Raw genomic sequence first — 22,245 nt, 5'->3', positions numbered from 1 at the left:
AGCTAAATCACAATGGCGCGCATTGTATACCTCATGCTTTGCCCAGCGCACCGTGACCTAACTCAACGGCTAGTACGCCGCCCGATAGATTTTCTCGATATCGGCGGCGCTGAGTTGGCGCGGATTGTTGCACATCAGGCGCTCGATACCCGCCGCTTCCACGGCCATGGCCGCGAGGGCGTCTTCGGGGATACCGAAGCTGCGCAGGCCCGACGGGATCTCCACCGCGGCGCACAGTCGCGTCATCGCCTCGACCGCCTGGTCGGCGGCTTCATTGACGCTCAGGCCGGTGACATTCACGCCCATGGCCTGGGCAATGTCCTGCATGCGTTCGACACACGCCAGCTTGTTCCAGTGCATGACATACGGCAGCAACAGCGCATTGCTCACGCCATGGGCGATATTGAAGCGCCCGCCCAGCGGATACGCCAACGCATGCACCGCGCCGACCCCGGCGTTACCGAACGCCATCCCGGCCATCAGGCTGGCGGTGGCCATGTCGTCGCGGGCCTGCAGGTTGGCCGGGTTGGCGTAAGCCTTGGGCAACGCCTTGGCAATCAGCTTGATCGCGCCGATGGCCAAGGCATCGGTAATCGGCGAGGCGTTCAGCGACAGGTAGGACTCAATGGCATGCACCAGCGCATCCACGCCACTGGCGGCGGTGACGCTGCGCGGGCAGGTCAGGGTCATCTGCGGGCTGATGAGTGCGACGTCCGGCAGCAGGAAGTCACTGACGATGCCCTTTTTCAGTTGCGCGGCCTTGTCGGAGAGGATCGCGACGTTGGTCACTTCCGAGCCGGTGCCGGCCGTCGTGGGAATGGCAATCAGCGGCGGACCCTTGCGCGGCACCTGATCGACACCGAACAGGTCCGCCAGCGCGCCGTGGTATCCGGCATAGGCCGCCACGCTCTTGGCGATATCGATCGCACTGCCGCCGCCCAGGCCGATCAGGCCGTCATGCCCGCCTTCGCGGTAGGCGCGCATGCAATCTTCGACAATGGCGATTTCCGGGTCGGGCAGCACCCGGTCGAAGATCTCGTAGGAGCGCTCGCCCAAATGCGCCAGCGCCAGCGCCACGGTGCCGGACCTAACCAGCGCGGCATCGGTGACGATCAGCGGGTTGTCGACATCCAGCCGCGTCAACTCTGCGGCCAATTGCTCGATGGCGCCGGCGCCAGTCAACAGTTTGTGGGCGATCTTGAATGAGGAAGTACTCATGTGCGCGGCCTCTTGTCGATTGTGGGCTGGCACAAGAGTAGCTGACGGAGATCGGTTGTCTTCCATTCAACAGCTGAATGGTCACAGAACCGATTGTGGGAGGGGGCTTGCCCCCTCCCACATTTAGACCTGGGCGGTGCGCAACTTCTCGCTTCGGCCGCGCAGCCATTCCAGGGTCAGCAGCAGCAACACCGAGAAGGCAATCAGCAAGGTCGCCGCGGCGGCAATCGTCGGGCTGAGGTTTTCGCGGATACCGCTGAACATCTGGCGCGGCAGGGTCGCTTGCTCGGGGCCGGCGAGGAACAGCGTCACCACCACTTCGTCGAACGAGGTGGCAAACGCGAACAGCGCCCCGGAAATCACCCCCGGCGCGATCAGCGGCAAGGTCACCCGGCGAAACGCGGTCAACGGCGATGCCCCCAGGCTGGCCGCTGCCCGCACCAGGTTATGGTTGAAACCCTGCAAGGTCGCGGACACCGTGATGATCACAAACGGCACGCCCAACACGGCGTGGACCACGATCAGCGAAAAGAAACTGTTACCCAGCCCCAGCGGCGCGAAGAACAGGTAACTGGCCACGCCGATGATCACCACCGGCACCACCATCGGAGAAATCACCAGGGCCATCACCAGCGCCTTGCCGGGGAAATGCCCACGGGTCAGGCCGATCGCCGCCAACGTGCCGAACACCATGGCCAGCACGGTGGCCGCCGGGGCGACGATGACGCTGTTCTTCAGCGCCCGCATCCATTCGGCCGAGGCGAAAAAGTCCTGATACCAGTGCAGCGAGAAGCCTTGCAGCGGGTACACCAGGAAGCTGCCGCTGTTGAACGACAGCGGGATGATCACCAGCACAGGCAGAATCAGGAACAGCAGGATCAAGCCGCAGAGGATCCGCAAGCTGTAGAACCACACCCGCTCCACGGGCGACATATAAGGGCTCAGCATCGCAAGGTCTCCTTAGCTCAGGCGCAGGCGGCTGGCGCCCACCAGCCGGTTGTAGATCAGGTACAGCAGCACGGTGGCCAGCAGCAGCAAGCCGCCCAACGCGGTCGCCATGCCCCAGTTGATGCTGGTGTTGGTGTAGAAGGCCACGAAGTAGCTGACCATCTGGTCGTTCGGGCTGCCCAGCAAGGCCGGGGTGATGTAGTAACCAATCGCCAGGATGAACACCAGCAGGCAGCCTGCGCCCACACCGGCGTAGGTTTGCGGGAAGTACACGCGCCAGAAGCTGGCGAATGGGTGACAGCCCAGGGAAATCGCGGCGCGCATGTAGGTCGGCGAGATGCCTTTCATCACGCTGTAGATCGGCAGAATCATGAACGGCAGCAGGATATGCACCATGGAGATGTAGACCCCGGTGCGGTTGAACACCAGCTCCAGCGGCTTATCGATCAGGCCCATGCCCATCAGCGCGCTGTTGATCAGGCCACCGGACTGCAGCAGCACGATCCACGCCGCCACGCGCACCAGGATCGAGGTCCAGAACGGCAGCAGCACCAGAATCATCAGCAGGTTGCTTTGCCGTGCCGGCAGGTTGGCCAGCAGGTAGGCCAGCGGATAGGCCAGCAGCAGGCAGAGAAAGGTGATCACCAGGCCCATCCAGAAGGTGCGGGCGAAGATGTCCAGGTAGATCGCCTGGTCCGGCGTGGCCGGGGCCACTTCGCCGAGGTCGTCGATGCGGTGATCGACGGCCGCCAGCAGGTAGTACGGCGTCAGGCTGCTGGTATTGCGCCGGATCGCCTGCCAGTACGCCGGGTCGCCCCAGCGTTCGTCGAGGGTTTCCAACGCTTCTTTATAAGAGGCTGGCGCTTCGGTAAACGGCAGCGCCCGCGCGGTTTTGGTCAGCAGGCTGCGATAGCCGGCCAGTTCCATGTTCAAGCGTTTCGACAGATCGCCGAGGGTCTGGTTCTTGCGCGCTTCGCCAAGGTCTTCGCTGAGCGCCTGGTACACCGGCTCGCCAGGCAAGCCGCGACCGTCCCAGGTCTTCACCGCCACCACCGTGCGCGGCAGGCCGCCCACGACTTCCGGGTTGCCGACACTTTTGTACAACAGCGCAACGATCGGCACCAGGAACACCAGCAGCAAAAACAGCACCAGCGGCGCAATCAAGGCCTGGGCCTTCCAGCGATTAAGCCGCTCAGCACGCGCCAGGCGCTGCTTGAGGGTGGGGCTGTTGACCTCGGTCGAGGGAACGGCGATGGCCATGGCTAACTCCGAAACTTGAAAATGAATGCACTCTGCCAAACGCAGCAGATCCCCTGTGGGAGGGGGTTTGCTCCCGATGGCGGTGTATCAGTTGATAGATGTTCTGACTGACACTTCGCTATCGGGGGCAAGCCCCCTCCCACATGGAGTTACTTGGCAGCCCAGGAATTGAAGCGCTGCTCGAGTTGCTCACCGTTATCCGCCCAGAAGCTCACATCGATCTGCACCTGGTTGGCGATGTTCTCAGGCGTGGTCGGCATGTCTTTGAGCACGTCCTTGGCCAGCAACGGTACGGCTTGGGTGTTGGCCGGGCCGTAAGCGATGTTTTCCGAGTAGATCTTCTGCTGCTGCGGCTGCACCGAGAAGGCGATGAACTTCTTCGCCGCTTCTGCGCGATCCTTGGCCAGGCCTTTTGGAATAGCCCACGCGTCGAAGTCGTAGATGCCACCGTTCCAGACCACTTTCAGGTTGCTCTCTTTCTGTACGGCAGCGATGCGACCGTTGTAGGCCGAGCTCATCACTACGTCACCCGAGGCGAGGTACTGCGGCGGTTGCGCGCCGGCTTCCCACCACTGGATCGACGGCTTGAGTTCGTCGAGCTTTTTGAACGCACGGTCCTGGCCGTCTTTGCCAGCCAGCACTTTGTACACATCCTTCGGCGCCACGCCGTCAGCCATCAACGCGAATTCGAGGGTGTATTTGGCACCCTTGCGCAGGCCGCGCTTGCCAGGGAATTTCTTGGTGTCCCAGAAATCCGCCCAACTGGTCGGCGCGCTGCTCAGCTTGTCAGCGTTGTAGGCGAGTACGGTCGACCACACGAAGAAGCCCACGCCGCACGGCTGGATCGCGCCTTTGACGTAGTCAGCGGTGTTGCCGAACAGTTTCGGGTCCAGCGGCTCGAACATGTCTTCGTCGCAACCACGGGACAGTTCCGGCGATTCCACTTCTACCAGGTCCCAGGACACGCTCTTGGTGTCGACCATGGCCTTGATCTTGGCCATCTCACCGTTGTACTCGCCGGCGATGATTTTGCCGTTGCCTGCACTTTCCCACGGTGCATAGAAAGCCTTGACCTGTGCGGCCTTGTTCGCGCCACCAAAGGACACGACCGTCAGATCCGGGCCAGCCATGGCCTGGGTCGCGCCGATCAAGCCGATCGCCAGTGCGGAATACTTAAGGGATCTCAACATTGTTGTTCTCTCCACGTGCAGGGTTGGTGAAGCCATGGGGGCGATTATTTCGCCTCTAGAAGTGGGTCGAGTGCGCGAACGTGCTCGACTTGCCAGCCAATCGGTACCACGTCGCCGACCGCCAGTGCCGGGTCCAGCTCGGCGATCGGTTGTTTCACAAAAAAATCGGTCATGCCGCAGACTTCCAGGCGCACGCGCACGTGGTCGCCCAGGTAGACAAATTCCGCTACTCGCCCAGAGAAGCGGTTCACGCAACGTTCGCTGGAGCCATTGAGGCTGACGCGCTCAGGCCGCACCGACAAGGTCACCGGGCCGCCGACCTGGCCGACGTTCACCGCCAGCGCCTCGACTTTCTCGCCCCGCGCCAGTTCCACCACGCAGCGGTCGCCGGTGTGGCTGTGCAGGCGACCGTTGAGGCGGTTGTTTTCGCCGATGAAGTTGGCGACGAAGGTATTTTTCGGCTCTTCGTACAGGGTACGCGGCGCCGCGATCTGCTGGATCTCGCCCTGGTGGAACACGGCCACCCGGTCGGACATGGTCAAGGCTTCGCCCTGGTCGTGGGTCACATACACCACGGTCACGCCGAGGCGTTGGTGCAGGTGCTTGATCTCCATCTGCATGTGTTCGCGCAATTGCTTGTCGAGGGCGCCGAGGGGTTCGTCCATCAGCACCAGCTGCGGTTCGAACACCAGCGCCCGGGCCAACGCCACACGCTGTTGCTGGCCGCCGGAGAGTTGCGCCGGGTAGCGTTGGGCGAAGGCGTCGAGCTGGACCATGCTCAGCACGCGCTTGACCCGCTCGCTGATATCGGTCTTGCTCAACCCTCGCACCGACAGGGGAAACGCCAGGTTCTCGGCCACGGTCATGTGCGGGAACAACGCGTAGTTCTGGAACACCATGCCGATATCGCGCTTGTGCGGCGGCACGTTGTTGATGGCGCGTCCGGCCAGCTGGATTTCGCCGGCAGTCGGCGTTTCGAAGCCGGCCAGCATCATCAGGCTGGTGGTCTTACCCGAACCCGACGGCCCTAGCAGGGTGAGGAACTCGCCCTTGCGAATCTCCAGGTTGAGGTCTTTGACGATCAGGTTCTCGCCGTCGTAGCTCTTCTGCACGCCACGAAAGCTGACCAGCACATCATTTGAATCCGCCTCGCTCATACCCGCACCTTTGTATTTTGGACTGCTGTGGCACAAGCGTAGTCCAGGGGCGGGGCCCCGGAAATCGGGGGCCAGGAGAGAATCACATCAGCCGGATGGAAGGTTGGGGGTAGGGAACGCCCTACAGCGATGGCGGGGATAGAACAGCGCCGCTATGAGCGCCAGCCTGCAAGCGCCGAGAACGGGCAAATGGCGCTCTGAAGGAGGTCGCAAACAGGCATGTCGTCAGAGCAGCTTGTGCTCCATGGCGTACTTCACCAGTTCGGCCAGGGAGGTGATATTGAGCTTTTGCATCAGGCGTGCCTTATGGGTGCTGATGGTCTTGCTGCTCAACGCCAGTTGCTGAGCGATGTCGTTGACGTTGGCGCCCTGGGCCAGGCGTTCGAACACCGAGAACTCGCGTTCCGACAGCAGCGAATGCAAAGGCCGCGAATCGGTCAGGCCGACCTCGAAGACCATGCGATCGGCCAGGTCCGGGTCGATATAGCGCCCGCCGGCCGCGACCTTGCGAATCGCCATCAAGAGCAGGGCCGGGTCGCTGTCCTTGGTGGCATAACCGGCCGCGCCTACCTTCAAGGCCCGCGCGGCCATCTGCGCTTCATCGTGCATCGACAGCACCAGGATCGCCGGCGGATTGCTCAGCGCACGAATCCGCGCGATGGCTTCCAGGCCGTTGACGCCAGGCATCGAGATATCCAGCAACACCACCTCGCAAGGCACATGGCGCAAGGTCTCCAGCAACTGCTCGCCATTGCCCGCCTCGCCCACCACCAGCAAGTCTTTGGCCAGGCCGATCAATTGCTTGATGCCTTCACGCACGATGGTGTGGTCTTCGGCTACCAGTACACGGATCACAGGGGTTTCCTCTTATTGTTATGCATCCAATGGCACCGTCACACTCAGGGTGGTGCCCTCCCCCGGCTGGCTGTCCAGGCTCAACTGCCCGCCCATGATCAGCACGCGCTCACGCATGCCGACCAGGCCGAACGACACCGGGCGACCCTTGGCCTCGATGAAACCGACGCCGTCGTCGCTGATGGTCAGCCGCAGTTGCTTGCCCTCCACCGCCAAGGTCAGCTCGACAGTATGCGCCTGGGCATGGCGCATCACATTGGTCAGCGCCTCCTGCAGGATACGGAACAGGCCGATGGCCTTGGCATCGCTCAAGGCCGGCAGGTTATCCGGGACTTGCACCAGGCAGGGAATTTGCGTGCGCGCTTCGAAGCGCCGCGCCTGCCACTCGATGGCCGAGGCGATCCCGGCGTCGAGAATTGGCGGGCGCAACGCCGTAGCCACGTCGCGCACCAATTGAAACAGTTGGGCGATCAGGCGTTTCATGCTGTTCAAGCGCTCGTTCAGGCCAGGGTCCAGTTGCGCATAGGCCAGCTCGCACATGGAGGTTTCCAGCTTGAGTACGGTGAGCATTTGCCCGAGTTCGTCGTGTACTTCGCGGGCGATGCGCGCCTTTTCTTCTTCACGCACGGTTTCCAGGTGCGCCGACAGTTCGCGCAACTGCGCTTCGCTTTGCAGCAACGCAGCCACATAACGGCGACGCTCGGTGACGTCATTGAGGTAGACCACCAAGTATTCGCCTTCGGCAAACCGCAAAAAGCTCAACGACACTTCGGCCGGCAGGATGCTGCCGTCTGCGCGCAGGCAGTCGGCGGCGAAATGCTGCGGGCCCTCTTCGCTGGCACGCGCGCGTTTCCACAGGTTCAGCCAACGGTCCATGCTCAGGCTCGGGTCGAAATCAGCCAGCGGACGCTCGATCAGCGCGCCAGGGCCATAACCGAGCATGGTTTCCGCTGCCAGGTTGGCGTAGCGCACATGGCTGTCCCAATTGACCCAGAGGATGCCGACGGTACTTTGATCGATGGAAAACTGCGTCAGGCGCAGCGCTTCGGCACCGGCGGCGCGTGCGGCGCTTTCTTCGCGAGCGGCGAGCAGTTTGTGTTCCAGCACTCGTTGCTGGCGACGCTGCCAGAACACCACCGCCAGGCTGGCGAGCAGCAGCAACCCCAACAGCAGGCTGAGGTTTTGCCACAGGCCGGGAGACTCGGACAGACGCGGGTATTTGGGTTGCAGCCAGCGGTTGTGCAACTGGTCCAGATCGCGGGCGGGGATGGCGCGCAACGCGCTTTCCATGATGCCGGACAGTTCCGGCCAGTCGCGGCGGGTCGCCACCCGCAGCAATTGCGGCAGGCCGATATCGCCGACCACCGCCAGCCCGGAGAACTCAGGCTCGCCCGACAAACGGCTCAGTTGCGCCTCATCCACCACGGCGTAACGCGCCTGCTGACTGACCAGCAACTGCAAGGCCTGGCGCTCCATGGGCACGCCTTGCAGGTTGAGACCGGGATAAGTGCTGCGCAGGTAATCGGCCACGGCGCTGGGCATACGCACGGCGACGCGGGAATGTTCGTCGAGTTTTTCCAAATCCACCGCACCGCCGCCCTCACGCACACCGACGATACGCTGGGGCACGCGCATGTACGGGTCGGTGAACAACCACAGGCGCAAACCGGCCGGGGTTTGCTGCAGGCCGGGGGCGATGTCCACCTCGCCGTCACGCAGGGCGGCTTCCAGTTGCTCCTGAGTGGGGAAATTGCGCCACGTCAGCTCGATGTTCAGGGCCTTGGCCAGCCATTGCATCAACTCGACATTGGCCCCCGACAAACGCTGCAGGCGCCGGTCGTATTGCGCATACGGCGCCTGCAAGACCAGCCCCACCCGCAACTCCGGGTGCTGCGCCAGCCATTCGCGTTGCGGCACAGAGAGCTGCGCTTGCGCAGCGACAGGCACGGGCGCGGCCCCCGCCATCAAGGCAAAGCACATACAGCCGATAACCAGCAGACAGCGAAAACCCATGATCCACGTCTCACATCACTGACAAATACTGACCAACCCATTAGGCTGCTGGAATCACTTCTGGCCGGGAATTAACGATGCCCTATCGAAACCGTTCGGCACTGCCAGCATTGTGCCTGTCACTCCTCTTTACCGCCGTCTTTTCTGCCCAGGCCGCCGACGCGCCTGCGCCGGTTGCGGAAAAACCGCTCGAACGCCAGCCCCTGCCGGAGCGGAGCCGGGAAGAAGCCAGCGCCCTCGAACGCCAGATCCCACGCGAAGAACAGCAACAGTTGCAGGCCGGCAGCGATTCATTCCTGGCCCTGTGGAAACCGGCCAACAGCGCCGAAGCCGAAGGCGTGGTGATTATCGTACCTGGCGCGGGTGAAAATGCTGACTGGCCGCAAGCAATTGCACCATTGCGGCGTAAATTGCCGGATGCCGGCTGGGGCACCCTCAGTCTGTCACTGCCGGATGTGAACCTGGACACCTTGCCACCACGGGTGATCGAAGCGCCCAACGCGGCCGTCGACACCAGCAGCAAAGACGGCAGCACCGCCGCCAAACCGATCGAGCAAGCCGCCAGCGCGGAAGCCGAAGGCACCGACCCGGCCGTGGTGCCGGGTGCGGACGAACAGGACAAGACCGATGCCAAGCGTATCTTCGAGCGCATCGATGCCGCCGTCGCTTTCGCCCAGACCCAAGGCGCCCGCAGCGTGGTGCTGCTTGGCCATGGCAGCGGCGCCTGGTGGGCCGCGCGGTACTTGAGCGAGAAACAACCGAGCCAGGTGCAGAAGCTGGTGATGGTGGCGGGCAAGGCCCCCGTGGGTCGCCAACCGGACCTGCAACAACTCGCCCCGGGCTTGAAAGTCCCCACGGCAGATGTCTTCTACCAGGACGTCGCCCAGGACCGGAACACCGCACGGGAACGCGCCCAAGCCGCCAAACGCTTGAAGAATGGCGGCTACAAGCAGGTGTCGCTCAAGACCTTGCCCGGCAACAGTTCGGCCGAGCAGGAGCAGTTGTATCGGCGGGTGCGCGGGTGGTTGAGCCCAGAGCCAAAAGACAGCTGAGCGCCAGCACCCAAATGGGATGACTAGCGGAAATCCCGCCGCTCGCGAATCAACGTATAGGCGTTATGCAGTTCTCGGGTTCGCTCGGTGGCCTCACGCACTTGCGCGGGGCTGGCGCCGCTACCGGCGATCTTGTCTGGATGGTGGCGGCTGAGCAGGCGGCGGTAGGCGCGCTTGATCGCCGAGGGCTCGGTGGTGCTGGTCACCCCCAGAATCCGCAACGCCTCCTGATACGCGGCGCCACGGCTGGCCACCGGCTTGCGCTCCGGCGCGTAATCGGCGGCCAGCGCCTGAAGCTGTTGCGGCGTCCAGCCCAACCACTTGCCCCACAAGTTGATCAGGTCACGCTCGGCATCATCCGCGCGGCCATCCGCCCAGGCCATGCGCCAACAGGCGCGCAACACGCCTTCTGACGCATGGGGCTGGGACTTGAGGACGCGCAGGTAGGCGCGCACCCGGTCAGAGCCGGATTTACCGCGGTTGAACGCCGCAATCGCCCGACGCTGGGCCGGTTCGGTCATGTCCAGCGCGCGCATTTCCTGGCGTGCCTGCTGGATATGCCCGTCCGCCACGCGGCCATTGCTTTTGGCCAGGCGGCCCAGCAGCACAAACAACAGTTCGTCATTGCGCAACGCCGGGCGCCCGCCCAGGCGCTCACGCAACTGTGCCCAGCTGTGCAGTTGCAGGCGGCGATCCAGCGCCTGCCCGAGCAAGGCTCCCAACAAGGCCCCCGGAATACTGGCAATGGCAAAGCCAGCCCCGGCGCCGATCAGCGTCCCAGGCCACAACATCTTAGCGCCCCGCTGTCAGCAGGGTTTCGACTTGCGCCAGGCGCTCCAGCGTGCCGACATCGATCCAGCGTCCCGTCATGTGTTCTCCCGTTACTTGACCTTGCGCCATGGCCGCGCGCAACAGCGGCGCCAGCTTGAAGGCACCGGTGCTGCAACCCGCGAACAACTTGGGGTCGAGCACTGATATGCCACTGAAGGTCAGGTTATCGGCACCGGGCGCCGCATCATGAAGCACACCATGATCCAGGTGGAAATCCCCGCCCGAGGGGTGATGCGCCGGGTTATCGACCATCACCAAATGGGCCAGGCCCTGGAGCGGGCGCTGGAGTTGGGCGAAGTCGTAATCGGTCCAGATATCGCCATTGACCACCAGAAAGGGTTCATCCCCCAGCAACGGCAGCGCCTGGAAAATCCCGCCGCCGGTTTCCAACGGTTCGCCCTCGGGGGAGTAGCGGATGCGCAGGCCAAACTGCGCACCGTCGCCCAGGTAGTTTTCAATCTGCTGGCCGAGCCACGCATGGTTGATCACGACATCGGTGAACCCGGCCCTGGCCAGCGCCTCCAGGTGATACTCGATCAGGCGTTTGCTGCCCGCTTGCACCAGCGGCTTGGGCGTGTGCAAGGTGAGCGGGCGCATCCGCTCGCCTTTGCCGGCCGCCAGGATCATCGCCTTCATACGCTCGCCTCGGCGGGTTGGCGCAGGCTGGCCAGCAGCTCCGCCAGTTCGCCCAACTCCGGACGGTCCGCCAGTACCGCTTCTATATAGGCAAAGAAGCGCGGCACGTCGGCCAGGTAGCGTGGTTTGCCGTCGCGGTGGCAGATACGCGCGAAGATACCGATCACTTTGAGGTGACGCTGCACGCCCATCAGGTCGCTGGCACGCTGGAAGTCGTCGAAATCCGCCTGCACCGGGATGCCCAGGGTTACGGCGCGCTGCCAATAACCGCGCTGCCATTCGCGCACGCGGGCCTGGGGCCAACTGAGGAACGCGTCCTTGAACAGGCAGGTGATGTCGTAGGTCACCGGGCCGTAGACCGCGTCCTGGAAATCCAGCACACCGGGGTTCGGCGCGCTGATCATCAGGTTGCGCGGCATATAGTCGCGGTGTACCAGCACTTTCGGCTGGGCCAGGGCGCTGTCGATCAGGCGCTCGCTGACACGCTGCCAGAGCGCCTGCTGGTGCGCGTCGAATTCGATCCCCAGGTGGCGGCGCACATACCATTCGGGGAAGAGTTCCAGCTCGCGGCGCAGTAAAGCGACGTCATAGCTGGGCAGCGGCGCGTCCATCGGCAACTGCTGGAAAGCCAGCAAGGCGTCGATGGCATCGGCGAACAATTGATCGGCATTTTGCTCGTCAATCACGTCCAGGTAGGTTTTTCTGCCCAGGTCGTTGAGCAAAAGAAAGCCGCGCGGCAAATCTTCTGCATAAATTTTTGGCACATTGATTGCCGATTTCGCCAGTAAATCGGCGATATCGACGAAAGGTTTGCAGTTTTCCTGGGGGGGTGGAGCGTCCATCACCACGAAAGTATGCGCCCCGCCTTCCCAGCGGAAGTAGCGCCTGAAACTCGCGTCGCTACTGGCCGCGGTCAATGTGGCCGGGGGTACGGCGCCCCAATCCTGAGCGTTGAAGAGGATCGGCAACTGCTCATCCAGCCAGACTTTCAGCTGTTGTAAACGTAGATCTTGCTCGGGCATTACAAGGGTCTCCGACGGCGCTAGCCGTCAAGCGGGTCATGCTTTATTATCACGCATCTTTTTCAGACCATCGAGAGGCGTGCGGCCCACACCGCGGGCAGATGGCACGCAGGAAGCCCGGACTAATAAGATGGCATTGAAATCCCCCGCGTTTCGTAGAAAATTTCCGTTGCTGGTAACCGGCAGTCTGCTGGCCATGCAACCTTTCGCCACCTCATTCGTGGTCGCCGCGGAACAGTATGACTGCTCAGTCTCTGCTTCGGGTGCCTGGGATTGCGCGCCGAAAACCGCCGCCGCCCCATTGCCACCGCGCCCGGTGCATGACGGTGCAGCCGTCAGCTCGGCCAACGGCACGGCGCAAGCCAACGCTGAAGGCAGCACCGAGGCCGAGCCGAAGACCATGCTGGTCACCGAATCCAAGGGCCGTGGCCTGCGTTCGCGCAGCGCCGACTACAGCCACTTGGACTGGGTGCCTCGCGAGAAGCTGACCGCCGCCCAACTGGCGGAAACCGGTCCTTATTGCTCCGGCGCGTACATCGAGCCGATTCGTCCTGGCATGAACGACAAGACGAACAAGAGCGATGCGCCGACCTTCATCGGCGCCAAGGCCTCGCGTTACGAGCAGGAACAGCAGGTCGCGACCCTGGCCGGTGACGTCGTCATGCGCCAAGGCAGCATGCAGCTGGAGTCTGAAGAAGCCAGCCTGTACCAGGCCGAGAACCGTGGCGAGCTGAACGGCAACGTCCGCCTGCGCGACAACGGCGCGCTGATCGTCGGCGACCACGCCCAGGTCCAGCTCGATACCGGCGCGGCACAGATCGACAACGCCGAATACGTGATGCACAAGTCACGCATCCGCGGTAACGCGCTGTACGCCAAGCGCGCCGAAAACGCGATCATCCGTCTCAAGGACGGTACGTACACCACCTGCGAGCCAGACAGCAACGCCTGGCAGCTCAAGGGCAACAACATCACGTTGAACCCGGCCACCGGTTTCGGTACGGCCACCAACGCGACGTTGCGGATCAAGAACATCCCGATCCTGTATACCCCTTACATCTATTTCCCGATCGACAACCGTCGTCAATCCGGCTTCCTGCCGCCGAGCTTCAGCACCGGCAGCGAGACTGGCTTTACGCTGGTGACACCGTACTACTTCAACCTGGCACCGAACTACGACGCCACGTTGTACCCGCAATACATGACCAAGCGCGGCTTGTTGATGGAAGGCGAATTCCGCTACCTCACCAAATCCAGCGAAGGCCAGTTCGGCGGCGCGTACCTGAACGACGACAGCGACGAACGCAGCAAGCAGACCGATTACGAAAAAACCCGTTATATGCTCAATTGGCAGCATAAGGGCGGGCTGGATTCGCGCCTGACGACTCAGGTGGATTACACCAAGATCAGTGATCCGTTCTACTTTCAGGATCTGAAGTCATATGAAGAAGGCGTAGAGAGCCGAGACTTCCTCAACCAACAAGGCTCTTTGACCTATCGTGGCGACTCTTACCAGGCGCGCCTGAACGTCCAAGCGTATCAATTGGCGACGATCTCCCAAATCACGCCTTATGACCGACTGCCTCAGATCACTTTTAATGGCGCTCTGCCGTATCACCCCGGCGGCCTGAACTTCTCTTATGAGACTGAAGCTGTACGGTTTGATCGAGACCTCAGAAGCGGCAATGTCACCAATGAAGATGGTGGCCCGTTCAATGCGGATGGTACGGTAGGTGAGCGTCGTCTGGACACTTACGTCACAGGCCTGACCCGTGCAAACGGTACTCGCTTGAACGCGGCCCCCGCCGTCGACTACCCGATGAACTGGACCTACGGCTTTATTACGCCGAAGTTGAAGTACGTCTATACCAAGTACGATCTCGACCTTGACGGTACGGGCAAGACGCAAATGGCTGCAGCCGGCCAGACGTTCAAGAGCTCGCAAGATCGCGCCGTGCCAATCGCCAGCGTCGACAGCGGCCTGTACTTCGACCGCAACACCAACTGGTTCGGCAAAGACTATCGCCAAACCCTCGAGCCGCGCGCGTTCTACCTTTATGTTCCGAATAAAGACCAGAGCGACATCCCGGTTTTCGACACCAGCGAATACTCGTTCAGCTATGCCTCGCTGTTCCGTGACAACCGCTTCAGCGGCACCGACCGGATCGGCGATGAGAACAAGCTGTCCCTGGGCCTCACCAGCCGCTGGATCGAAGAAAACGGCTTCGAACGCCAACGCGTCAGCGTCGGCCAGGCCCTGTACTTCAAGGACCGCGAAGTTCAACTGCCCGGCATCCTGGCAGCCGACCGCGCCGACGCCCAGAGCGACGTTTCGCCGATCGCGCTGGACTACGAGTTCCGCTTCAACCGCGACTGGCGCGCCACTGCCGATTACAACTGGGACACGGAAAGCCACGCCCCACGTTCCGGCAGCGCGATGTTCCACTACCAGCCGGAAGACAACCCGAACAAGGTCGTCAACCTCGGTTATCGCTATCGCAACGACCAAGTGGTCTACAACCAACTGACCGGTAAATGGCAGTTTGGCGGCGACTACGGCACGGAAGGCCAACCAAACTTCGTGAAGGATTACTACAAAATCCAACAACACGACTTCTCGATGATGTGGCCGATCATTCCCCAGTGGAACATGATTACCCGCTGGCAGTACGACTACGCCCGCAACCGTACCTTGGAAGCCTTCGGTGGTTTCGAGTACGACAACTGCTGCTGGAAACTGCGCGTCATCAACCGTTACTGGGTTTCCAACGACGAATACAGCCAGATCGCCCCGCTTAACGAAAAGGGTGACCACGGGCTCTTCTTCCAGATCGTCCTCAAAGGACTCGGCGGCCTGACCGGCGCCAAGGTAGAGAGCTTCCTCGACAAAGGCATTCAAGGTTATCGTGAACGTGAAGATCAAGCTTTCTGATTGTCTGCGCCCGCTCGTGCTGGGCGCGCTGTTCCTGGGTACCGCATCGGCGCATGCCGCGGTTCAACAGCTGGATAAGGTCGTGGCCATCGTCGATAACGACGTGATCATGCAGAGCCAACTGGACCAACGGGTCAAGGAAGTTCAGCAAACCATCGCCAAGCGTGGCGGTGGTGTGCCGCCTACCAGCGTCCTGGACCAACAGGTGCTGGAGCGCCTGATCGTCGAAAACCTGCAATTGCAGATCGGCGATCGTTCCGGCATCCGTATTTCGGACGAAGAACTGAACCAGGCTGTCGGCACGATCGCGCAACGCAACAACATGAGCATCGATCAGTTCCGCGCCGCCCTGGCCCACGACGGCCTGTCCTATGAGGACGCGCGTGACCAGATCCGCCGCGAAATGATCATCAGCCGTGTGCGTCAGCGTCGTGTGGCCGAGCGGGTTCAGGTGTCCGAGCAGGAAGTGAAGAACTTCCTCGCATCGGACCTGGGCAAGATGCAGCTCTCCGAAGAACTGCACCTGGCCAACATCCTGATCCCGACCCCGGACAGCGCCAACTCTGAGCAGCTCAATGCAGCCGCCGCCAAAACCCAGGCTATCTATGATCGCCTGAAGGCCGGTGCCGACTTCGCCCAGATGGCAATCGCCCAATCCGGCAGCGACAACGCCCTGGAAGGCGGCGATATGGGCTGGCGTAAAGCCGCTCAATTGCCACCGCCGTTCGACCGTGAGCTGAGTGCCATGGAAGTGGGAGGCATTACCCAGCCAGCCCGCACCCCAGGCGGCTTCATCATCCTCAAGTTGCTGGAACGTCGTGGCGGCGAGACCTCGCTGAAAGACGAAGTCCACGTTCGTCACATCCTGGTTAAACCAAGCGAAATCCGCACCGAAGCGCAAACCAAGGAACTGGCCCAGAAGATCTATGACCGCATCGAAAGCGGCGAAGACTTTGCCACCCTGGCCAAAAGCTTCTCGGAAGACCCGGGTTCCGCCCTCAACGGTGGCGACCTCAACTGGATCGACCCGAAAGCATTGGTGCCGGAGTTCCAGGAAGTGATGGCCAAGACCCCGCAAGGCGTACTGTCCAAACCGTTCAAGACGCAATATGGCTGGCATGTACTGGAAGTCCTTGGCCGCCGCGCCACCGACAACACCAGCCAGGCCCGCGAACAGCAAGCCCTGACCGTCCTGCGCAACCGCAAGTACGATGAAGAGCTGCAAACCTGGCTGCGTCAGATCCGTGACGAAGCCTACGTAGAAAACAAACTGCCAGGCGCCGAGCAAACAGGCACCAACCAGGCAAATCAGTGAAACCCCAGCGTTTCGCGGTGACACCCGGCGAGCCGGCCGGCATTGGTCCAGACCTGTGCCTGCTGCTCGCCTCGCAGCCCCAGCCACACCCCCTGATCGCCATTACCAGCCGCGACCTGCTCCTTGAGCGGGCCGCGCAACTGGGCGTGGCCGTCAAGCTGCTGGACGTTGCGCCGGGTAACTGGCCCGACCTGCCGGCTCCCGCGGGCAGCCTGTATGTGTGGGATACCCCGCTGCAGGCCAAGGTGGTCGCCGGGCAACTGGACAAGACCAATGCGGCCTTTGTGCTGCAAACCCTGACCCGTGCCGGGCAAGGGTGTATCGACGGCGACTTCGCCGGCATGATCACCGCCCCCGTACACAAGGGTGTGATCAACGAATCCGGCATCGCCTTTTCCGGCCATACCGAATTCCTCGCCGAACTGACCCACACCCCCCAAGTCGTGATGATGCTGGCCACACATGGCCTGCGCGTCGCCCTGGTGACCACGCATTTGCCGTTGCGCGACGTGGCCGATGCCATCACCGTCGAACGCCTGGAGCGCGTCACGCGCATCCTGCATGCCGACCTGCAACAGAAATTCGGCATCGCCCAACCGCGCATCCTGGTCTGCGGGCTCAACCCCCACGCCGGTGAGGGCGGCCACCTGGGCCATGAAGAAATCGACATCATCGAACCCACCCTGGAGCGTCTGCGCCAAGACGGCATGGACCTGCGCGGCCCATTGCCCGCGGACACTCTGTTTACCCCCAAATATCTGGAGCACTGCGACGCAGTGCTGGCGATGTACCATGACCAGGGGCTGCCCGTGCTGAAATACAAAGGCTTCGGCGCCGCAGTCAACGTGACGCTGGGCCTGCCGATCATCCGCACTTCCGTCGACCATGGCACCGCCCTGGACCTGGCGGGCAGCGGCAAGATCGATACCGGCAGCCTGCGCGTGGCCCTGGAAACCGCCTATCAGATGGCCGAGACCCGTATATGACCGAGCATTACCAACACCGGGCGCGCAAGCGCTTCGGGCAAAACTTCCTGCACGACGCTGGCGTGATCGACCGCATCCTGCGCTCCATCCATGCCAAGCCCGAAGACCGTCTGCTGGAAATCGGCCCGGGCCAGGGCGCACTGACCCAAGGCCTGCTGGCCAGCGGCGCGCAACTGGATGTGGTTGAGCTCGATAAAGACCTGATCCCGATCCTCAATCAGCAGTTTGGCGGCAAGTCCAACTTCATCCTGCACCAGGGCGATGCGCTGAAGTTCGACTTCACCAGCCTCAATGCCGCGCCCAACAGCCTGCGGGTGGTGGGTAACCTGCCGTACAACATCTCCACGCCGCTGATCTTCCACCTGCTGAACAACGCAGGGATCATCCGCGACATGCACTTCATGCTGCAGAAGGAAGTGGTTGAGCGCTTGGCCGCCGGCCCTGGCGGCGGCGATTGGGGCCGCCTGTCGATCATGGTTCAGTACCACTGCCGCGTCGAACACCTGTTCAATGTTGGCCCGGGCGCGTTCAACCCGCCGCCGAAGGTCGATTCAGCCATCGTGCGCCTGGTGCCTCACGCCGTGCTGCCGCACCCGGCCAAGGATCATAAACTGTTGGAGCGCGTCGTGCGCGAAGCCTTCAACCAGCGCCGCAAGACCCTGCGCAATACACTCAAAGCGCTGTTGAGCAACGCCGAGATCGAAGCCGCTGGCGTCGACGGCAGCCTGCGCCCGGAACAACTGGACCTGGCCGCATTCGTGCGCCTGGCCGACCAGCTTGCGATCCAGCCGCCGCCCGTCGCGGACTGAAGCCCGCCCTGCACCAGGCCCGACAGCATGTCTGGCCTAGTGCCCGTCTCTTGGCCTAGACTGATCCGCATCTGCTGTCCTCCGCTTTTGCTTTTAAGGCCTCTTGCATGTCCGATCCTCGCTACCAGATCGACGTCAGCGTCGTTACCCGCTTCCTGGCGGACCAATCGCAACCTGAACACAACCGTTTCGCCTTTGCCTACACCATCACGGTGAAAAACAACGGGCTGGTGCCGGCCAAGCTGCTGTCACGCCACTGGGTGATCACCGACGGTGACGGTCAAGTGGAGGAGGTGCGGGGTGCCGGCGTGGTCGGCCAGCAACCGCTGATCGATATCGGCGCCAGCCATACCTACAGCAGCGGCACGGTGATGACGTCCAAGGTCGGCACCATGCAAGGCTCGTATCAGATGAAAGCCACTGACGGCAAACTGTTCGACGCGATCATCAAGCCATTTCGCCTGGCCGTGCCCGGAGCCTTGCACTGATGGCAACCTATGCGGTCGGCGACCTGCAAGGCTGCCTGCAGCCCCTCAAGTGCCTGCTCGAGCGCGTGGCCTTCGACCCGGCGAACGATCGCCTGTGGCTGGTAGGCGACCTGGTCAATCGTGGCCCCGAGTCCCTGGAGACCCTGCGCTACTTATATGGCCTGCGCGATTCCCTGGTGTGCGTACTGGGCAACCACGACCTGCACCTGCTCGCGGCCGGCAGTAACATCGAGCGCCTGAAAAAAGCCGATACCCTGCGGGAAATCCTCGAGGCCCCGGATCGCGCCGACTTGCTGGACTGGCTGCGCCGGCAAAAGATCCTGCACTACGACGAGCAGCGCGACATGGTGCTGGTCCATGCCGGCATTCCACCGCAGTGGACGCTGAAAAAAGCCCTCAAGTGCGCCGCCGAAGTCGAAAGCGCCCTGGCCGATGACAACCTGTACATCGCCTATCTCGACGGCATGTACGGCAATGAACCGGTGAAATGGGACAACGACCTGACGGGCGTCGCCCGCCTGCGCGTGATCACCAACTATTTCACACGCATGCGCTTCTGCACCGCCGACGGCAAACTGGACCTCAAGAGCAAGGAAGGCGCCGACACCGCGCTGCCCGGCTACAAACCGTGGTTCGCCCACAAGGAACGCAAGACCCGCGACACGAAGATCATCTTCGGTCACTGGGCGGCCCTCGAAGGCAAATGCGATGAACCCGGCGTGTTCGCCCTCGACACCGGCTGCGTGTGGGGCGGCGCCATGACCCTGATGAACATCGACACCGGCGAGCGCCTGAGCTGCCAGTGCCCTTCCCCTCTTCCCGTGACCCCGTCGGTTGCCGCGAAGCGCTAGACGCCGCTTGCAGCCAAACCCAAGGAGCCCGCCATGAGCGAATTCAAACGTATCCCACCCGAACAAGCCCAGGCCCTGCGCGAACAAGGCGCGGTGGTGGTGGATATTCGTGATCCGCAGGCCTACGCCCTGAAGCACATCAAAGGCGCCCGGCACCTGGACAACCACAACATCGCCGATTTCATCCGCGCCGCCGACCTCGACGCGCCGGTGATCGTGGCCTGCTATCACGGCAATTCCAGCCAGAGCGCGGCCGCCTATCTGATCAGCCAGGGCTTCTCCGACGTCTACAGTCTGGACGGTGGCTTTGAGCTGTGGCATACGACCTATCCTGCAGAAATTGCCTCCGGCGATTCGCAATAATTTTTTTCACACCCCGCCACCCCGCGTGACGCTTGGGCTTGCGCCGTTTCTGACGAACGGCGCACCCAAACTAATTGCGTATCCCTCCTTTACCTCGCGGATTCCGAACTATCCTTAAGCGCAGGCCATCCGAATCAGGGGAGAGCCGGTACACCGGCGTGCGGGTCATCGGTAGCGTTTCAGGGTGTTCTGGGGGGAAAACGGCCATTGGCGTTCGTCAATGACTGCCAGCATCGACTGATTGATCCGGCGTCGGCTCCACGTATCGAGCGAGGTGACGACGTCATGAGTATTTTTAGCCACTTCCAACAACGTTTCGAGTCCACGCAGCAGGAAGAACTCACACTGCAAGAGTATCTCGACCTGTGCAAGCGTGACCGCAGCACCTACGCGTCTGCCGCCGAGCGTTTGTTACTGGCGATTGGCGAGCCGCAGTTGGTGGACACCTCCAACAACTCGCGTCTGTCGCGAATCTTCTCGAACAAGGTGATTCGCCGCTATCCGGCCTTTGAAGACTTCCACGGCATGGAAGAATGCATCGACCAGATCGTCTCCTACTTCCGGCACGCCGCCCAAGGCCTGGAAGAGAAGAAACAAATCCTCTACCTGCTCGGCCCGGTTGGCGGCGGTAAATCGTCCCTGGCCGAAAAGCTCAAACAACTGATCGAGAAAGTGCCCTTCTACGCCATCAAGGGTTCGCCGGTCTTCGAGTCGCCCCTGGGCCTGTTCAACGCCACGGAAGATGGCGCGATCCTCGAAGAAGACTTCGGCATCCCACGGCGCTACCTCAACACCATCATGTCGCCCTGGGCCACCAAGCGCCTGGCCGAGTTCGGCGGTGACATCAGCCAGTTCCGCGTGGTGAAACTCTACCCGTCGATCCTCAACCAGATCGGCGTGGCCAAGACCGAGCCGGGCGATGAGAACAACCAGGACATCTCGGCGCTGGTGGGCAAAGTCGATATCCGCAAACTGGAAGAATTCCCACAAAACGACGCCGACGCCTACAGCTACTCGGGCGCACTGTGCCGGGCCAACCAGGGCCTGATGGAATTCGTGGAGATGTTCAAGGCTCCGATCAAGGTCCTGCACCCACTGCTCACCGCCACCCAGGAAGGCAACTACAACAGTACCGAAGGCCTCGGCGCGATTCCGTTCACCGGGATTCTGCTGGCCCACTCCAACGAATCGGAATGGCACACCTTCCGCAACAACAAGAACAACGAAGCCTTCATCGACCGGATCTACATCGTCAAGGTGCCGTACTGCCTGCGGGTCAGCGATGAAATCAAGATCTACGACAAGCTGCTGTTCAACAGCTCCCTGGCCAAGGCCCATTGCGCGCCCGACACCTTGAAGATGCTCGCGCAATTCACCGTGCTGTCGCGCCTCAAGGAGCCGGAGAACTCGAATATCTATTCGAAAATGCGCGTGTACGACGGCGAAAACCTCAAGGACACCGATCCGAAGGCCAAGTCGATCCAGGAATACCGCGACACCGCCGGCGTGGATGAGGGCATGAATGGCCTGTCGACGCGCTTCGCGTTCAAGATCCTGTCCAAGGTGTTTAACTTCGACCCTCACGAGATCGCCGCCAACCCGGTCCACTTGCTCTATGTGCTGGAGCAGCAGATCGAACAGGAACAATTCCAGGCCGAAACCCGCGAACGCTACCTGCGCTTCCTCAAGGAATACCTGGCGCCGCGCTATATCGAGTTCATCGGCAAGGAAATCCAGACCGCCTACCTGGAATCCTACAGCGAATACGGCCAGAACATCTTCGACCGCTACGTGCTGTATGCCGACTTCTGGATTCAGGACCAGGAATACCGCGACCCGGAAACCGGCGAAATCCTCAACCGCGTAGCCCTCAACGAGGAACTGGAAAAGATCGAAAAACCCGCCGGCATCAGCAATCCGAAGGATTTCCGCAACGAAATCGTCAACTTCGTGCTGCGTGCCCGCGCCAACAACAACGGCAAGAACCCCACTTGGCTCAGCTACGAGAAGCTGCGGGTGGTCATCGAGAAGAAAATGTTCTCCAACACCGAGGATCTGCTGCCGGTCATCAGCTTCAACGCCAAGGCCAGCAAGGAGGATCAGCAAAAACACAACGACTTCGTTACACGGATGGTCGAGCGTGGCTACACCGACAAACAGGTACGGCTGCTCTCCGAGTGGTATCTGCGGGTGCGCAAATCGCAGTAAGGCAGCGACGGGCGTGTACTGCCAGGCCCATGGCCTGGCGGTCGACCGCTTGTCTCTAAGCTTCCAGCTCGCGGCTTGAAGCTTGTAACGTGAAGCTGCCCGGAGGGCTCC

19 protein-coding genes are annotated in these 22,245 nt (G+C 61.9%); 9 read left to right on the top strand and 10 right to left on the bottom strand.

What is annotated here, in order from left to right; all coding sequences use genetic code 11:
- Nucleotides 1-69: 69 nt before the first annotated feature.
- The 7 genes from C5F70_RS27540 to C5F70_RS27510 all read right to left on the bottom strand — a co-directional run bounded on the left by C5F70_RS27540 (nt 70) and on the right by C5F70_RS27510 (nt 8,641).
- Nucleotides 70-1,218 carry an iron-containing alcohol dehydrogenase gene (locus tag C5F70_RS27540; RefSeq protein WP_104904359.1) on the bottom strand — a complete coding sequence of 383 codons (1,149 nt, stop codon included), beginning with the start codon at nt 1,216-1,218 and terminating at the stop codon, nt 70-72.
- Nucleotides 1,219-1,341: 123 nt separating this feature from the next.
- Complete coding sequence (locus tag C5F70_RS27535; RefSeq protein ID WP_017847797.1) at nt 1,342-2,166, bottom strand: ABC transporter permease; 825 nt, start codon at nt 2,164-2,166, stop codon at nt 1,342-1,344.
- Between the two features lie 12 nt (nt 2,167-2,178).
- Nucleotides 2,179-3,426 carry an ABC transporter permease gene (locus C5F70_RS27530; protein ID WP_017847798.1) on the bottom strand — a complete coding sequence of 416 codons (1,248 nt, stop codon included), beginning with the start codon at nt 3,424-3,426 and terminating at the stop codon, nt 2,179-2,181.
- Nucleotides 3,427-3,575: 149 nt separating this feature from the next.
- Nucleotides 3,576-4,616, bottom strand: a complete 1,041-nt coding sequence (locus C5F70_RS27525; protein WP_017847799.1) for an ABC transporter substrate-binding protein — start codon at nt 4,614-4,616, stop codon at nt 3,576-3,578.
- Nucleotides 4,617-4,660: 44 nt separating this feature from the next.
- The gene (locus tag C5F70_RS27520) at nt 4,661-5,773 is read right to left on the bottom strand and encodes an ABC transporter ATP-binding protein (protein ID WP_017847800.1); all 1,113 of its coding nucleotides are present in this window, start codon (nt 5,771-5,773) and stop codon (nt 4,661-4,663) included.
- A 225-nt stretch (nt 5,774-5,998) separates the two neighbouring features.
- A complete protein-coding gene (locus C5F70_RS27515) occupies nt 5,999-6,628 on the bottom strand; it encodes a response regulator transcription factor (protein WP_017847801.1) in 630 nt (209 codons plus the stop codon).
- A gap of 18 nt (nt 6,629-6,646) precedes the next feature.
- Nucleotides 6,647-8,641, bottom strand: a complete 1,995-nt coding sequence (locus C5F70_RS27510; RefSeq protein WP_104904358.1) for a histidine kinase — start codon at nt 8,639-8,641, stop codon at nt 6,647-6,649.
- A gap of 77 nt (nt 8,642-8,718) precedes the next feature.
- Here C5F70_RS27510 and C5F70_RS27505 point away from each other — a divergent pair, with 77 nt between their 5' ends.
- The gene (locus C5F70_RS27505; RefSeq protein WP_104904357.1) at nt 8,719-9,693 is read left to right on the top strand and encodes an alpha/beta hydrolase family protein; all 975 of its coding nucleotides are present in this window, start codon (nt 8,719-8,721) and stop codon (nt 9,691-9,693) included.
- A gap of 23 nt (nt 9,694-9,716) precedes the next feature.
- Here C5F70_RS27505 and C5F70_RS27500 read toward each other — a convergent pair whose 3' ends face one another.
- From C5F70_RS27500 to C5F70_RS27490, 3 genes are read right to left on the bottom strand one after another with little or no spacing between them, the layout of a single operon-like run.
- Complete coding sequence (locus C5F70_RS27500) at nt 9,717-10,484, bottom strand: TerB family tellurite resistance protein (protein WP_017847804.1); 768 nt, start codon at nt 10,482-10,484, stop codon at nt 9,717-9,719.
- Between the two features lies 1 nt (nt 10,485).
- Nucleotides 10,486-11,160, bottom strand: a complete 675-nt coding sequence (gene murU / locus C5F70_RS27495; protein WP_046489161.1) for an N-acetylmuramate alpha-1-phosphate uridylyltransferase MurU — start codon at nt 11,158-11,160, stop codon at nt 10,486-10,488.
- The gene (locus tag C5F70_RS27490; protein WP_104904356.1) at nt 11,157-12,182 is read right to left on the bottom strand and encodes an aminoglycoside phosphotransferase family protein; all 1,026 of its coding nucleotides are present in this window, start codon (nt 12,180-12,182) and stop codon (nt 11,157-11,159) included. Before C5F70_RS27490 ends, murU begins: the two co-directional genes overlap by 4 nt.
- Nucleotides 12,183-12,312: 130 nt before the next feature.
- Here C5F70_RS27490 and C5F70_RS27485 point away from each other — a divergent pair, with 130 nt between their 5' ends.
- The 8 genes from C5F70_RS27485 to C5F70_RS27450 all read left to right on the top strand — a co-directional run bounded on the left by C5F70_RS27485 (nt 12,313) and on the right by C5F70_RS27450 (nt 22,134).
- A complete protein-coding gene (locus C5F70_RS27485) occupies nt 12,313-15,114 on the top strand; it encodes an LPS-assembly protein LptD (protein ID WP_104904355.1) in 2,802 nt (933 codons plus the stop codon).
- Nucleotides 15,089-16,429: a peptidylprolyl isomerase gene (locus tag C5F70_RS27480; RefSeq protein WP_026140134.1), complete on the top strand. Its 1,341-nt coding sequence runs from the start codon at nt 15,089-15,091 to the stop codon at nt 16,427-16,429. Before C5F70_RS27485 ends, C5F70_RS27480 begins: the two co-directional genes overlap by 26 nt.
- Nucleotides 16,426-17,415, top strand: coding sequence for a 4-hydroxythreonine-4-phosphate dehydrogenase PdxA (gene pdxA, locus C5F70_RS27475; RefSeq protein WP_104904354.1), 990 nt, complete (start codon nt 16,426-16,428; stop codon nt 17,413-17,415). The genes C5F70_RS27480 and pdxA overlap by 4 nt, the downstream gene beginning before the upstream one ends.
- Nucleotides 17,412-18,224 carry a 16S rRNA (adenine(1518)-N(6)/adenine(1519)-N(6))-dimethyltransferase RsmA gene (rsmA, locus tag C5F70_RS27470; RefSeq protein ID WP_017847810.1) on the top strand — a complete coding sequence of 271 codons (813 nt, stop codon included), beginning with the start codon at nt 17,412-17,414 and terminating at the stop codon, nt 18,222-18,224. Before pdxA ends, rsmA begins: the two co-directional genes overlap by 4 nt.
- Nucleotides 18,225-18,331: 107 nt before the next feature.
- Complete coding sequence (apaG, locus tag C5F70_RS27465; RefSeq protein ID WP_017847811.1) at nt 18,332-18,712, top strand: Co2+/Mg2+ efflux protein ApaG; 381 nt, start codon at nt 18,332-18,334, stop codon at nt 18,710-18,712.
- Nucleotides 18,712-19,563, top strand: a complete 852-nt coding sequence (locus tag C5F70_RS27460) for a symmetrical bis(5'-nucleosyl)-tetraphosphatase (RefSeq protein WP_102618124.1) — start codon at nt 18,712-18,714, stop codon at nt 19,561-19,563. Before apaG ends, C5F70_RS27460 begins: the two co-directional genes overlap by 1 nt.
- Before the next feature lie 33 nt (nt 19,564-19,596).
- Nucleotides 19,597-19,926 (top strand): thiosulfate sulfurtransferase GlpE, encoded by a 330-nt coding sequence (glpE, locus tag C5F70_RS27455; protein ID WP_046489149.1) that lies wholly within the window; start codon nt 19,597-19,599, stop codon nt 19,924-19,926.
- A 285-nt stretch (nt 19,927-20,211) separates the two neighbouring features.
- Nucleotides 20,212-22,134: a PrkA family serine protein kinase gene (locus C5F70_RS27450; RefSeq protein ID WP_017847814.1), complete on the top strand. Its 1,923-nt coding sequence runs from the start codon at nt 20,212-20,214 to the stop codon at nt 22,132-22,134.
- Nucleotides 22,135-22,245: the final 111 nt, after the last annotated feature.

Source organism: Pseudomonas sp. LH1G9, assembly GCF_002949975.1.
Taxonomy (GTDB): Bacteria; Pseudomonadota; Gammaproteobacteria; order Pseudomonadales; family Pseudomonadaceae; genus Aquipseudomonas; species Aquipseudomonas veronii.
This window is presented reverse-complemented; position numbering and strand designations above follow the sequence as displayed.